At 65.0% G+C, this 12,725-nt stretch carries 14 protein-coding genes and 1 riboswitch; of the genes, 10 read left to right on the forward strand and 4 right to left on the reverse strand.

Going from position 1 to position 12,725, the window contains the following annotated elements:
- Window positions 1-74: 74 nt before the first annotated feature.
- Complete coding sequence (locus KUV65_RS16095) at window positions 75-362, forward strand: YggT family protein (protein WP_222191755.1); 288 nt, start codon at window positions 75-77, stop codon at window positions 360-362.
- Between the two features lie 19 nt (window positions 363-381).
- On the opposite strand, the gene KUV65_RS16100 is transcribed toward KUV65_RS16095, so the two are convergent.
- On the reverse strand, window positions 382-1,119 hold the full coding sequence (locus KUV65_RS16100; RefSeq protein WP_222191756.1) for a sulfotransferase family 2 domain-containing protein: 738 nt from the start codon (window positions 1,117-1,119) through the stop codon (window positions 382-384).
- Between the two features lie 83 nt (window positions 1,120-1,202).
- A complete protein-coding gene (gene msrA / locus KUV65_RS16105) occupies window positions 1,203-1,871 on the reverse strand; it encodes a peptide-methionine (S)-S-oxide reductase MsrA (RefSeq protein WP_222191757.1) in 669 nt (222 codons plus the stop codon).
- 109 nt (window positions 1,872-1,980) lie between these two features.
- On the opposite strand from msrA, the gene KUV65_RS16110 reads away from it, so the two are divergent.
- The 8 genes from KUV65_RS16110 (at window position 1,981) to KUV65_RS16145 (ending at window position 9,567) form a co-directional block, all read left to right on the forward strand.
- Window positions 1,981-2,874 carry a D-amino acid aminotransferase gene (locus tag KUV65_RS16110; RefSeq protein ID WP_222191758.1) on the forward strand — a complete coding sequence of 298 codons (894 nt, stop codon included), beginning with the start codon at window positions 1,981-1,983 and terminating at the stop codon, window positions 2,872-2,874.
- A 53-nt stretch (window positions 2,875-2,927) separates the two neighbouring features.
- The gene (locus tag KUV65_RS16115; protein WP_222191759.1) at window positions 2,928-3,632 is read left to right on the forward strand and encodes a sulfotransferase-like domain-containing protein; all 705 of its coding nucleotides are present in this window, start codon (window positions 2,928-2,930) and stop codon (window positions 3,630-3,632) included.
- Between the two features lie 56 nt (window positions 3,633-3,688).
- Complete coding sequence (locus KUV65_RS16120; protein WP_222191760.1) at window positions 3,689-5,497, forward strand: adenine deaminase; 1,809 nt, start codon at window positions 3,689-3,691, stop codon at window positions 5,495-5,497.
- Window positions 5,494-6,981 (forward strand): AMP nucleosidase, encoded by a 1,488-nt coding sequence (locus KUV65_RS16125; protein ID WP_222191761.1) that lies wholly within the window; start codon window positions 5,494-5,496, stop codon window positions 6,979-6,981. The genes KUV65_RS16120 and KUV65_RS16125 overlap by 4 nt, the downstream gene beginning before the upstream one ends.
- A 133-nt stretch (window positions 6,982-7,114) precedes the next feature.
- Window positions 7,115-7,405 (forward strand): HU family DNA-binding protein, encoded by a 291-nt coding sequence (locus KUV65_RS16130; RefSeq protein WP_222191762.1) that lies wholly within the window; start codon window positions 7,115-7,117, stop codon window positions 7,403-7,405.
- A gap of 94 nt (window positions 7,406-7,499) precedes the next feature.
- Complete coding sequence (locus KUV65_RS16135; protein ID WP_222191763.1) at window positions 7,500-8,360, forward strand: DMT family transporter; 861 nt, start codon at window positions 7,500-7,502, stop codon at window positions 8,358-8,360.
- Between the two features lie 58 nt (window positions 8,361-8,418).
- Entirely contained in the window at window positions 8,419-9,132 is a 714-nt protein-coding gene (locus tag KUV65_RS16140) for a cytochrome c biogenesis CcdA family protein (protein ID WP_222191764.1), read from the forward strand.
- A 21-nt stretch (window positions 9,133-9,153) separates the two neighbouring features.
- The gene (locus KUV65_RS16145; protein ID WP_222191765.1) at window positions 9,154-9,567 is read left to right on the forward strand and encodes a thioredoxin family protein; all 414 of its coding nucleotides are present in this window, start codon (window positions 9,154-9,156) and stop codon (window positions 9,565-9,567) included.
- Between the two features lie 3 nt (window positions 9,568-9,570).
- Here KUV65_RS16145 and KUV65_RS16150 read toward each other — a convergent pair whose 3' ends face one another.
- Together KUV65_RS16150 and aroC are read right to left on the reverse strand one after the other, a co-directional pair.
- Complete coding sequence (locus KUV65_RS16150; protein ID WP_222191766.1) at window positions 9,571-10,161, reverse strand: hypothetical protein; 591 nt, start codon at window positions 10,159-10,161, stop codon at window positions 9,571-9,573.
- Window positions 10,162-10,387: 226 nt separating this feature from the next.
- Window positions 10,388-11,488 (reverse strand): chorismate synthase, encoded by a 1,101-nt coding sequence (gene aroC, locus KUV65_RS16155; protein WP_222191767.1) that lies wholly within the window; start codon window positions 11,486-11,488, stop codon window positions 10,388-10,390.
- A 98-nt stretch (window positions 11,489-11,586) separates the two neighbouring features.
- Window positions 11,587-11,695, forward strand: a riboswitch (TPP riboswitch).
- 42 nt (window positions 11,696-11,737) lie between these two features.
- On the opposite strand from aroC, the gene thiB reads away from it, so the two are divergent.
- Window positions 11,738-12,724, forward strand: a complete 987-nt coding sequence (gene thiB, locus KUV65_RS16160; RefSeq protein WP_222191768.1) for a thiamine ABC transporter substrate binding subunit — start codon at window positions 11,738-11,740, stop codon at window positions 12,722-12,724.
- Window position 12,725 lies beyond the last annotated feature (1 nt).

Raw genomic sequence — 12,725 nt, forward strand, 5'->3', positions numbered from 1 at the left:
CTCCGCCCCGGCTTGCACCGCGCCCCGCTTGTGCCTATTTGCCGTGCAGTCCCGATGCTACCAAAGGCCCGCAGATGACCTCGCTTTTCCAGATCCTGATGCTGCTGATCGACGTGGCGTTCTTCATCGTCATCGCCCATGTGATCCTCAGCTGGCTGATCAGCTTCGGCGTGCTGAACATGCGCCAGCCCATCGTGGCGCAGATCTGGGACGGCCTGAACCGCCTGCTCGAACCGGTCTACGGCCCGCTCCGCCGCGCGCTGCCGCCGATGGGCGGGCTCGACCTTGCGCCGCTCATCGTGATCATCGGCCTCTACGTGGTCGAGATCATCCTGCGCAACAACGTGGCGTTCTTCCTCTGACCAAGTCCCGCGGGGCGCGTCAGACCGGCGCCTCGTAGCCGAACATCTCGATTTCTTCGCGGCAGAGATCCTGGATCTGTCGGACGGCCCCGGGATAGGCCGCGAAGATCTCTTGCGCGGTTCCGCCCGATTTGGGTCGATGGCCCGACTTCGCCCGGATGTTCTTCTGCGTGTCCCCGACAAAGCCCAGGCCCGCGGCCTCCAGATCGTCCTGCAGATGCTCGTAGCGCAGGTAGACGTCGAGCTTGTCCTCCCCGTGCAGCGGCGCGATGCGCAGGTTTTCCGTCAGCCGCTCGGGAAAGCGTTGATAGAACGCCTCGAAATCGAGGCCCTCGTCCCGGTTGCACGTCTTGGCCCAGAAATACCGCGACACGGCACGGTCATAGGGGCTGCGGACAATCGTGATCCAGCGGTATCCATCCCGGATCTCGGGCGGCAACTTGGAGCGCGCCTCGGCGGCGCGCATGTGCTTCGTGAACACCTTGCCGTTCGGGGACAGAAGACGACGAAAGCCCTTGTGCTTGTAATTCTGCGGCCCGCGAAACTTCAGGGCTGAACGTGTCTGCTCATCCACCTTGGAGATTGGCGTGATGATGCAATCCGGCCCACAATACCTGGAGAGCGCGATCTCGAACGACGTCCCGCCAACCTTCTTCGTCTTGATGAATACCAGATCCAGTTCGTGGCAGACGATCACCTGATCATTCCTCCGGGGCAGCAGCAAAGGCCGGGCCGTCGAGGGGCCCTTGCTACGCATGGGACCACAAGCCACGGGAGGTCAAGCCAGAAGATCGACTGCCGCGCGCCGCGCGGTCGACACCGGCCGGGACCCTCGGTGCCTCAGTACAGGAACGGCGCGTCCGCGCCCCAGACCGCCTCGACCCGGTCGTCGCGTCCGCACGCGTCGCGGTACAGCCCATAGGCCACCGATTTCCGGCGCGGGCCGAACCGTGTCAGGATCAACTCGTCGCTGCGGTAATAGTCCTGGTGATACTCCTCGGCCGGGTAGAAGGTCGCGGCATCGCGCACCGGCGTCACGACATCGGCGCCCAGTTCCGCCTCGGCCTGGGCGATCGCGGCCTCGGCGATGGCGCGTTCCTCGGGCCCGTTCACAAAAATCGCGGTGGTATAGCTAAAGCCCCGGTCGCAGAACTGCCCGCCATCATCCAGCGGATCGATGGAGCGCAGGAACAGGTGCAGCAGTTGTTCGTAAGCCAGCACATCGGCGTCATAGGTGATCTCGACCACCTCCAGATGCCCGGTGCCGCCATTCACCACCTGCCGGTAACTGGGGTTCTCGACCGTGCCCCCGGCAAAGCCCGAGACGACCTCCTGCACGCCCTCGACCCGTTCGAAATCGGCTTCGACGCACCAGAAACAGCCCCCGGCCACCACGGCGGTTCGGATATCCTCGGCATGGGCGCGGCCGGTCTGCATGGCAAGCGCGGCCAGCATGGCCAGTCCAAGCGTGACGGGTTTCAGCGTGTCGCGGATCGGGGCGCGGGGCATGATCAATCTCCTTTCGGTGCCGCCACGGTCGGACGTGGCCCCTTGAAATGCAACGCACAGGGGTGTGAGGTCACGCGGCGGTGAACAGCGGGGACAGGAAAGGGCGAGAATGGTCAGCACGCACCAGTCCGAAGAGGACGCGCGCAACGAGAACATCCTGATCTGGGTGAACGGCGCGCTCAAACCCCGGCCCGAGGCCATGGTCAGCGTCTATGACAGCGGGTTCATGCTGGGCGACGGCGTGTGGGAGGGGCTGCGCCTTTACGATGGCAAATGGGCCTTTCTCGACGATCACCTCGACCGGCTGTTCGAGGCCGCGCTCGCCATTGACCTCGATATCGGTCTCGACCGCGACGGCGTGATCGCCGCGCTGGAGGACACCCGCGCAGCGAACGGCATGACGACCGACGCCCATGCCCGCCTGATGGTCACGCGCGGGGTCAAGATGCGCCCCTTCCAGCACCCGGCGCTGTCCATCTCGGGGCCGACCGTTGTGATCATCATGGAGCATTCCAAACCCTCCATCCCGCGCCCCATTCGCCTTGCCACCGTCCCGCACCAGCGCGGGTTGCCGATGACGCAGGATCCCAAGCTCAACTCCCATTCCAAGCTGAACTGCATCCTCGCCTGCATCGCCGCGGAAAAGGCCGGCGCGGACGAGGCGTTGATGCTGGATGTGCATGGCTTCGTGAACACCACCAACGCCTGCAACTTCTTCATCGTCCGCAAGGGGGAGGTTTGGACCAGCACGGGCGATTACTGCATGAACGGGATCACGCGGCAGAAGGTGATCGACGTGTGCCGCGCCGACGGCATCCCCGTCTTCGAACGGAACTATTCGCTGGTCGAGACCTACGGCGCGGACGAGGCGTTTCTGACCGGCACCTTCGGGGCACAGACCCCGGTGGGCGAGATCGACGGGCGTGTCATCGGCGACGGGCAACCGGGGCCGATGACCAGGCGGATTCGGACGCTTTACAAGGAACTGGTCGACCGGTCCTGAGCGGCCGGCGTGTATGCACGGGGTGTGTACAGGATGTGTACGGGGTGTGACTCATGAAAATCGCGATGTGGTCGGGGCCGCGCAACCTCTCGACGGCCATGATGTACAGCTTCGCCGCGCGGGGCGATTGCGCCGCCTGGGACGAGCCGTTCTACGCCCCCTACCTCGCCGCGACCGGCATGGATCACCCCCTGGCGGAGGAGATCGTCGCCGCCCATGAGGCCGACCCTGAGAAGGTCGCCGCGCGCTGTGCCGGGCCGATCCCGGATGACAAAAAACACTTTTACATGAAGCACATGCCCCATCACATGCTGCCCGGTTTCCCGCTGGATTGGGCCGAGGGTTGCGTGAATGTGCACCTCATCCGCCACCCCGCCCGCGTCATCGCCTCCTATGCCGTCAAGCGGGGCTCGGTGACGCTGGACGACATCGGCTTTCCCCAGCAACTTCGCCTGTGGCAAGCTTTGCCCGGTCCCGTTGTCGACAGCGCCGATATTCGCCGCAACCCACGGGAAATGTTGCAGAAAATCTGCGTTGAGATCGGCCTCGATTTCACCGACTCCATGCTCCGCTGGCCCCCCGGCCCGCGCCCTTATGACGGGGTCTGGGCACGGCATTGGTACGGCGCGGTCCATGCCTCCACCGGCTTTGCCGAGGCCGAGGGGCCGCTACCTGAACTGCCCGCAGAACTCGCCCCGCTACTGGCCCAAGCCCTTCCAATCTACGAAGAGATGCGCGCGCAGGCTCTCGCCGGCTGACGCCGTGTCATGCAATCGTCGCTTGAAGGGGCGCGATGCATCTGAAAACCTTAGACATGGACACGCAAACACCCTTCCCCGCCTGGCCCGACGTCGCCGCCGACCTTGTCGCGGTCGCCGCTGGCCGCACACCCGCCGATCTCGTTCTGACCAATGCGCAGGTCGTCCTCGTCCAGACCCGCGAGGTGATGGAGGGCTGGCAGGTCGCCGTCGCCAAGGGCCGCTTCGCCTATGTCGGCCCGGACGCGGGCCATTGCATCGGGCCGGACACGCAGGTTGTTGACCTGCAAGGGAAATACCTGATCCCCGGCCTGTGCGACGCGCATATGCATATCGAATCCGGCATGCTGACCCCGGCGGAATTCGCCCGTGCCGTGATCCCGCATGGCACGACCAGCATGTTCACCGACCCGCATGAGATCGCCAATGTCTTCGGCCTGCGCGGGGTCAAACTGATGCATGACGAGGCGCTGATGCAGCCGGTCAACATCTTCACCCAGATGCCCTCCTGCGCGCCGTCTGCGCCCGGGCTTGAGACCACGGGGTTCGAGGTCACCCCCGAGGATGTGGCCGAGGCGATGACTTGGCCCGGTATCGTGGGCCTTGGCGAGATGATGAATTATCCCGGCGTGGTCGCGGGTGACCCCAAGATGCTGGCCGAGATTGCCGCGACGCAAGCCGCGCGCAACACGGTTGGCGGCCATTACGCCAGCCCCGATCTTGGCCCGGCCTTTCACGCCTATGCCGCCGGTGGCCCCGCCGACGATCACGAAGGCACCTGCGAGGAAGACGCCATCGCCCGGATGCGGCAGGGCATGCGCGCGATGATCCGGCTGGGCAGCGCGTGGTACGATGTCGAGGCGCAGATCACCGCCGTGACCGAGCGGGGCTTGGATCCGCGCAACATGATCCTCTGCACCGACGATTGCCATTCGGGCACGTTGGTCCATGACGGGCACATGAACCGCTGCGTGCGCCATGCCATCGACTGCGGGGCCGACCCGCTGCTGGCCCTGCAAATGGCCACGATCAACACGGCCACGCATTTCGGGCTGGAGCGTGAATTGGGCCAGATCGCACCGGGCCGCCGCGCGGACATGATCGTGACGAGCGACCTGGGCAGCTTGCCGATCGAGGTGGTCTATGCGCGCGGGCTAAAGGTCGCCGAGGGCGGGGCGTGCCTTGTGGATTGCCCGCATCTGGACTGGCCCGAGGATACGCGAAACTCGGTCCATCTGGGCAAGTTGCTGAAGGCCGCCGATTTCGAGGTGAAGGCCCCGGAAGGCGCCAATGCCGTGACCGTCAAGGTGATCGGAGTGGTCGAGAACCAGGCCCCGACCGAGGCGCTGACCGCCGAGCTGCCGGTGGTCGATGGCGTGGTCGAGGGCGAAGGCGGCGTCTGCCAGATCGCGTTGGTGGAACGTCACCGGGGCACCGGGCATGTCACCAACGGGTTCGTTTCGGGCTTTGGCTACCAAGGGCGTGTCGCCGTCGCCTCGACCGTGGCGCATGACAGCCACCACATGATCGTCGTCGGCACCGACCGGGATAGCATGGCCAAGGCCGCGATGCGGCTAGGCGAGGTGGGCGGTGGTGTCACCGTCTGGAAGGATGGCGAAGAACTTGCGCTGGTGGAACTGCCGATTGCCGGCCTGATGTCGGACCGTCCCGCCGAGGAGGTCGCCGCCAAGGCACAGGCGATGGTCGAGGCGATGGCCGCCTGTGGTTGTACGCTCAACAATGCCTATATGCAGCATTCCCTCCTGGCGCTGGTCGTCATCCCGTCGCTCCGCATTTCGGATCTCGGGATCGTGGACGTGACCCGCTTCGAGGTGACCGATCTGTTCGTGACGGAGGATGAATGACCGCGCCGATGAAGCACCTGCCCGTGGAAACCCCTGACCTGCCGGGCGTAAAGCCCTTTTCAGACGCTGCCAAGGCGGTGGCCTATCTCGAAGAGCTCTACGAGACAGGCACGCGGTTCCTGCGCGACCATTTCTCGGCCGTGGTGCGGGCCGGTGAGGCTCCGGGGGTGCGGTATCGCGCCTTCTATCCCGAGATCCGCGTCACGACGACGACCTACGGCCAGGTGGATACCCGCCTTGCATTCGGCCATGTGGCCGATCCCGGCACCTACGCCACCACCGTCACCCGCCCCGACCTGTTCCGCCATTACCTGACGCAGCAGATCGGCCTGATCCTGTCGAACCATGACGTGCCGATCTATATCGGGCCGTCTCAAACGCCGATCCCGGTGCATTTCGCGGTCCTGAACGACGCCGATGTGCAGATCCCTCAGGAAGGCGCACTGGCCTTTCCGCTGCGCGATGCGTTCGATGTGCCCGACCTGCAAACCACGCATGACGACATCGTCAACGGCTTCGGCTTCACGCATGAAGACGGGGCCGGTGCGCTGGCCCCCTTCACCGCGCAGCGCATCGACTATTCGCTGGCGCGTCTGGCGCATTACACCGCGACAAAGCCCGAGTACTTCCAGAACCACGTGCTGTTCACGAACTACCAGTTCTACATGGACGAGTTCGTGGAATACGCCCGCGCCGCGCTGGCGGATCCCGACAGCGGCTACACGGCGCTGGTGGGGCCCGGCAACGACGTGATCACCGATCATACCCAGGCGCTGAACCCGCCCGCGAAACTGCCGCAGATGCCGACCTATCACCTGACGCGCGAGGGCGGGGGCGGGATCACGCTGGTGAATATTGGCGTGGGGCCGTCGAACGCGAAAACCGCGACTGACCATATCGCCGTTCTGCGCCCGCATGTCTGGCTGATGGTGGGGCATTGCGCGGGCCTGCGGAACACGCAAAGCCTTGGCGATTACGTTCTGGCCCATGCCTACCTGCGCGAAGACCGGGTGCTGGACGATGACCTGCCGGTCTGGGTGCCGATCCCGGCGCTGGCCGAGGTTCAGATCGCGCTGGAAGAGGCGGTCGAGGACGTTTCCGATGTCTCGGGCTACGAGTTGAAGCGGATCATGCGCACCGGCACCGTTGCGACGGTCGACAACCGCAATTGGGAATTGCGGGATCAGACCGGCCCGGTGCAGCGCCTGAGCCAGTCGCGCGCCATCGCGCTCGACATGGAAAGCGCCACGATCGCGGCCAACGGGTTCCGGTTCCGGGTGCCCTACGGCACGCTGCTCTGCGTCTCCGACAAACCGCTTCATGGCGAGTTGAAGCTGCCGGGCATGGCCTCGGCCTTCTACAAGACGCAGGTCTCGCGGCATTTGCTGATCGGAATTCGGGCCATGGAAAAGCTGCGCGAGATGCCTTTGGAGCGCCTCCACAGCCGGAAATTGCGCTCTTTCGAGGAAACAGCCTTCCTTTGACGGTGCAAAAACGCCCCTGAACCCCTGTTTTTAACGCTTTTCTCCCCACGAAGCGTTGTGTGCAGCCACAATATTCGGTTAGCTTCCCGGCAACGAACCCCTAGGGTTCGGGCAGTATCAGGAGAAGAAACACATGGCTCAGAAACCCATGACCAAGACCCAGCTCGTTGCCGCACTGGCCGATGAGATGGGCAGCGACAAGAAAACCGCAGCCGCCGCGCTCGATGCCGTGACCGCTGTCGTGACCAAGGAAGTCGCCAATGGCGGCGCCGTGACCCTTCCGGGCATCGGCAAGGTCTACTGCCGCGAGCGCCCCGAGCGCATGGTGCGCAACCCCGCCACCGGTGAGCAGATCAAGAAAGAGGCCGACAAGCAGGTGAAAGTCACCGTTGCGAAGGCTCTGAAGGACAGCGTGAACGGCTGATTGCCGACCGCATGGAATTCTGAAAGGGTCGCGCCCGACGGGCTGCGGCCCTTTTCTTTTTGACGGTATCTCGATGGATCTTCGCGCGTTGGCGATGGGGCTGCTGTTTGCCCTGATCTGGTCTTCGGCCTTTACCTCGGCCCGTATCATCGTCGAGGCGGCGCCCCCCCTGATGGCGCTGTCGCTGCGGTTTTTCCTGTCGGGGGTCCTGGGCATCGGCATCGCGCTCGGCATGGGGCAGAGCTTTCGCCTGACCCGCGTGCAATGGGTGTCGGTCCTTGTCTTCGGTATCTGCCAGAACGCGCTTTACCTGGGCCTGAACTTCATCGCGATGCAGACGGTCGAGGCGTCGCTGGCCGCGATCATCGCCTCGACCATGCCGCTGATGGTGGCGACGGCCAGTTGGCTGGTGTTCCGCGAACGGCTGCCGATGATGGGTGTGGCCGGGCTGGTTGTCGGGTTCGGGGGCGTGGCCCTGATCATGGCGCAGCGGTTTTCGGGCGGGGCGGATATGTTCGGCGTCGCGCTCTGCCTGGTCGCGTCCGTCGCGCTGACGGCTGCGACGCTGGCGGTGAAGGGCGCGTCCAAGGACGGGGCGAACCTGTTGATGATCGTCGGGCTGCAACTGATGGTGGGCAGCCTTGCGCTGGCCCCCTTCGCCGCACTGTTCGAGACCTATCAGGTCAGCTGGTCGACCTCTCTGGTCGTTGCGTTCCTCTATACCACGCTGATGCCCGGCCTTTTCGCGACATTCCTCTGGTTCCGCCTTGTTGGCCGGATCGGGGCAACGCGCGCGGCGACCTTCCATTTCCTGAACCCGTTTTTCGGCGTAGCCATCGCCGCCGTTCTGCTGGGCGAGGCGCTGACCTGGGCCGATGCCTTGGGCGTGACGATCATCGCGGCGGGCATCCTTGCGGTGCAGATGGCGCGCCAACGCCCGCGCCCCGCGCCCTGACATATGGCTCACGCGGACGTTTGATGACTGTGTTCGCGCTTTGGCGCATCACAGGCGCATGGAATTGATCCTGTCATACGGTGCGGGGCTGCTGACCCTTATCAATCCCTGCGTCTTGCCGGTGCTCCCCATCGTTCTGGCGGGGGCCTTGCAGGCCAGCCGCTGGGGGCCGGTTGCCCTGGCCGCCGGGATGGGGCTGGCCTTTGTCACGCTTGGATTTGGCGTCATCGCGGCGGGGCACCTGGTGGGCCTGACCGAGCAGACGGTCGCGCGGGCCGGTGCCGTTTTGATGATCCTTTTCGGTTTGGTGTTGCTGGTCCCGCAGGCGTCGGCCCGGTTCGCGACGGCCACAGCCGGAATGTCGGCCCGCGCCGATCAGGAGATGCACGGGATCGAGGCGCAGGGGTGGCAGGGGCAGTTTCTTGGCGGCCTCCTCCTTGGCGCGGTCTGGAGCCCTTGCGTCGGCCCGACGCTTGGCGGGGCCATTTCGCTGGCCAGCCAAGGGGAGGAGTTGGGGCGCGCCTTCGCCATCATGGTGGCCTTCGCCCTTGGCATCGGCACGGTGATCGTCGCGCTTGGCTATGGTGCGCGCTCCCTGCTGCAACGGCGTATGGGACTGCTGCGCCGGTTCGCCCAATCATCCCGCCCCGTTCTTGGGGGCGTCTTCGTTTTCGTCGGCGTGGCGATCCTGCTGCGCTGGCACCACATGGCCGAGGCCTGGCTGCTGGATCACATGCCGATCTGGCTTCAGGACCTGTCGGTCGCCCTTTGAGATCATCCGGGAGGAACAGACATGACGCGACGCGAGATTTTCCTGGGCGCTTCGGCGCTGGTTTTGGCACCAATGGCGGCGTCGGCGCAAAGTGCCGCGATGATCGACTATGAACCGGGCCTGCCCGAGCGGCTTCTGGCCGAGGGGCACACGGTGCTTCTCGACTTTGCGGCAAGCTGGTGCAGCACCTGTCGCGCCCAAGGCCGTATCATCGAGGCGTTGCGCGCCCAGAATCCCGCCTATGACGCCGCCATCACCTTTGTTCGCGTCGATTGGGACACCTACGGCCAGTCGGAGTTTGCGATACTTCTGGGGGTGCCGCGCCGGTCGACCCTGATCATGCTGCGTGGCGAGGACGAGTTGGGCCGGATCATCGCGTCGACCCGCGAGGATGACATCCGAGCCCTGCTCGACACCGCCGTGGGCGAGGCCTGATCCCTAGGCGTTCGGCGCGGGAAGGCTGACAATCAGCGACAGGTTGTCGATGGCCCACTGGCCATCGCCCTGGCCTGTGATGGCCAGCTCCAGCGTGTCACCAGGCGCGGCCACAGGGACGACAAGGTGTTGGAGGGTTGCGCCGTCGGCGAGGGTGCGCACCTGCGATACGTTCGGTAAGACGGGTGCCCCGTTGATCGTGATGTCCGGTGCCGTGGCGCCGTCCCAGAGAATGAGATCGAAGCCGAGGCGCGCGGACGTCGCCCCATCGGTAAGCGGAAACTGCCGATCCAGCGTTTCGCCAGACAAGGGACCGAGCATGCGGCCAAGGCCATCGACGTCGCTGGCCTGCTCGGCCCATTCCGGCGCGGCGAACCTGTCGTCTTCAAGCGCAACGATACGCTCGGCCGGTGACAAAAGGTGCAACCCGCCAGACCGGGCAAGCGCCACGTCCGGGTCGATTTCTGACCGGATGGTCGTCAGGGCCACAAGGACCAGACCTGCCGCCGCCAAGGCAACGTAAGTCCAGTCGAGGGTGATCCCTCGGGCCAAAGTGGTTGAGCTGGCAGGCCGCCCCATCGCAAATACGTCCATTTTTCCCCAAGTGTGTCCAAACTTGGGGTCAAATGTGGCAGGATCATGGCGCGGATGGGGCTGATTTGTTGCATTGTTCCATGCTTCGCGCCAACACGGCAATGAAAGGTGGAACTAGACCCGGCTCGGCAACAGCCAGAGAGATTTTCCAACAATCGACACGCCCCGGCCTCGGGTCAGCCTCGAAATCGTCACAATCCGAGAGTTGCCCCGAATCGGGTGCGGCTTAGCCGATCTGGCCTTGGTTCTCGCCCACATGCCCGCGGTGCCACAGCAAATGGTCCAGGATCACGCAGGCCGCCATCGCTTCGGCCACGGGGACCGCGCGGATGCCGACGCAGGGATCATGGCGCCCCTTGGTGACGATCTCGGTCGGTTCGCCCGACTTGGTGATCGTCTTGCGGGGCGTGAGGATCGAGCTGGTTGGCTTGACCGCAAACCGCACGACCACGTCCTGCCCGGTCGAGATCCCGCCGAGGATGCCGCCCGCGTGGTTGGAACTGTAGTCCGGCCCGTCCGGCCCCATCGTGATCTCGTCGGCATTCTCGGTGCCGGTCAGGGCGGCGGCGGCCATGCCCTCGCCGATCTCGACGCCCTTCACGGCGTTGATCGACATCATCGCGGCCGCGAGGTCGGTGTCCAGCTTGCCATAGACAGGCGCACCAAGGCCCGCCGGCACACCGCGTGCGGTCACTTCGATCACCGCGCCCACGCTGTCACCGGATTTGCGCAGCGCGTCGAGGTACTCGGCCCAATCCTCGGCCGCCTTGGCGTCGGGTGACCAGAACGGGTTTTTCTCGATCTCGTCCCAGTTGAAGCGCGCGCGGTCGATGCCATGCGGCCCCATCTGGACCATGTAGCCGGTGATCCGCAGCTTCGGCGCCAGTTTCGCCAGCGCGGCTCGCGCCACGCCGCCGGCTGCGACCCGCGCAGCGGTTTCCCGCGCGCTGGAGCGTCCGCCGCCGCGATAGTCGCGGATGCCGTATTTCTGCCAATAGGTGATGTCGGCATGGCCGGGGCGGAATTTCTCGGCGATGTCGCCGTAATCCTTGGACCTCTGGTCGGTGTTGCGGATCATCAACTGGATCGGGTGCCCGGTGCTGACGCCCTCGAACACGCCAGACAGGATTTCCACCGCGTCGGGTTCGCGCCGCTGCGTGGTGAACTTGTTCTGCCCGGGTTTGCGCAGGTCCAGCCAGTGTTGCAATGCCTCTTCGGTCACCGGCACGCCCGGCGGGCAGCCATCGACGGTCGCGCCAAGAGCCGGCCCGTGGCTTTCGCCCCAGGTGGTGACGCGGAAGATATGACCGAAGGTGTTGAAGCTCATTTGCACTGCCCCGTTGCTGTCGTCCTTCGGTTAGCGGCCCACGCGCGAAATGCCAAGTCGCAAGGCCCTTGCCGAGCGTCTCGGTCTGCCATACCTCTTTCCCTACCTCGGGGTGGCCGGTTGCGGCCTGAGATGCGTGGGATGCCACGCGAACCCGTTGAACCTGAACCGGTTAGGACCGGCGGAGGGAAGGTTTCGGGACCATACAGATGCCCCGGCTTCACTTCGCCCGTCGCAAGGAGGAGTGAGATGAGACACACCATCATTGCCGCGGGATTGACCATGATCGCAGGGGTGGCGCAGGCGCAGACCCCGGTGCTGACGGTCTATACCTACGACAGTTTCAACACCGAATGGGGCCCGGGCCCGGCCGTCGAGGCCGCGTTTGAAGATATCTGCGGATGCGACCTGCAATTCGTCACCGCGGGTGACGGCGCGGCGCTTCTGTCCCGCCTGCGGCTGGAGGGCGCGCGCAGCGATGCCGATATCGTGCTTGGCCTCGACACCAACCTGACCGCGGCGGCGGTCGAAACCGGCCTGATCGCCGAGCATGGCCTGATGGCCGAGGGGCTGAGCCTGCCCGTCGCGTGGGAGGATATGCATTTCCTGCCCTATGACTGGGGGTATTTCGCCTTCGTCCATCGCACCGACCTTGCCGATGTGCCGACCAGTTTCGAGGTTCTTGCGGCCAGCGATGTGTCCATCGTCGTACAGGACCCGCGCAGTTCGACCCCGGGCCTTGGCCTGCTGTTGTGGGTGCAGAACGCCTATGGCGATCGCGCCGCCGAGATCTGGGAGGGGTTGTCCGACAACATCGTGACGGTGACCCCGGGCTGGTCAGAAAGCTATGACCTGTTCCTCGAAGGCGAAGCGGACATGGTGCTGAGCTACACCACCTCGCCCGCCTATCACCTGATCGCCGAAGAGGATGATGGCTTCACCGCCGCCGCCTTCGACGAGGGGCATTACATGCAGATCGAGGTGGCCGGCGTGCTGGCCAATAGCGACCAGCCGGAGCTTGCGCGCGATTTCCTCACCTTCATGCTGAGCGGCGCATTCCAGTCGGTCATCCCGACCACCAACTGGATGTATCCCGCCGCGCTGCCCGCTTCGGAGTGGCCAGAGGGGTTCGAGACGCTGATCCAGCCTGAAACCGCGCTTGTCTACGACGCCGAGGAGGCCGCCGCGATCCGCGACGCGGCCTTGGCCACATGGCAAAGCGCGCTCAGCAACTGAG

The sequence above is a fragment of the Maritalea mobilis genome (assembly GCF_019800885.1).
GTDB lineage: Bacteria > Pseudomonadota > Alphaproteobacteria > Rhodobacterales > Rhodobacteraceae > Roseibacterium > Roseibacterium beibuensis.

Excerpts from the sequence above, each read along its gene's own strand:
- KUV65_RS16100 (WP_222191756.1), bottom strand. The coding sequence starts at position 1,119 with ATGCGTAGCAAGGGCCCCTCGACGGCCCGGCCTTTGCTGCTGCCCCGG.
- KUV65_RS16120 (WP_222191760.1), top strand. The coding sequence starts at position 3,689 with ATGGACACGCAAACACCCTTCCCCGCCTGGCCCGACGTCGCCGCCGAC.
- KUV65_RS16115 (WP_222191759.1), top strand. The coding sequence starts at position 2,928 with ATGAAAATCGCGATGTGGTCGGGGCCGCGCAACCTCTCGACGGCCATG.
- KUV65_RS16145 (WP_222191765.1), top strand. The coding sequence starts at position 9,154 with ATGACGCGACGCGAGATTTTCCTGGGCGCTTCGGCGCTGGTTTTGGCA.
- KUV65_RS16135 (WP_222191763.1), top strand. The coding sequence starts at position 7,500 with ATGGGGCTGCTGTTTGCCCTGATCTGGTCTTCGGCCTTTACCTCGGCC.
- msrA (WP_222191757.1), bottom strand. The coding sequence starts at position 1,871 with ATGCCCCGCGCCCCGATCCGCGACACGCTGAAACCCGTCACGCTTGGA.
- aroC (WP_222191767.1), bottom strand. The coding sequence starts at position 11,488 with ATGAGCTTCAACACCTTCGGTCATATCTTCCGCGTCACCACCTGGGGC.
- KUV65_RS16140 (WP_222191764.1), top strand. The coding sequence starts at position 8,419 with ATGGAATTGATCCTGTCATACGGTGCGGGGCTGCTGACCCTTATCAAT.
- KUV65_RS16095 (WP_222191755.1), top strand. The coding sequence starts at position 75 with ATGACCTCGCTTTTCCAGATCCTGATGCTGCTGATCGACGTGGCGTTC.
- KUV65_RS16125 (WP_222191761.1), top strand. The coding sequence starts at position 5,494 with ATGACCGCGCCGATGAAGCACCTGCCCGTGGAAACCCCTGACCTGCCG.
- KUV65_RS16150 (WP_222191766.1), bottom strand. The coding sequence starts at position 10,161 with ATGGACGTATTTGCGATGGGGCGGCCTGCCAGCTCAACCACTTTGGCC.
- thiB (WP_222191768.1), top strand. The coding sequence starts at position 11,738 with ATGAGACACACCATCATTGCCGCGGGATTGACCATGATCGCAGGGGTG.
- KUV65_RS16110 (WP_222191758.1), top strand. The coding sequence starts at position 1,981 with ATGGTCAGCACGCACCAGTCCGAAGAGGACGCGCGCAACGAGAACATC.
- KUV65_RS16130 (WP_222191762.1), top strand. The coding sequence starts at position 7,115 with ATGGCTCAGAAACCCATGACCAAGACCCAGCTCGTTGCCGCACTGGCC.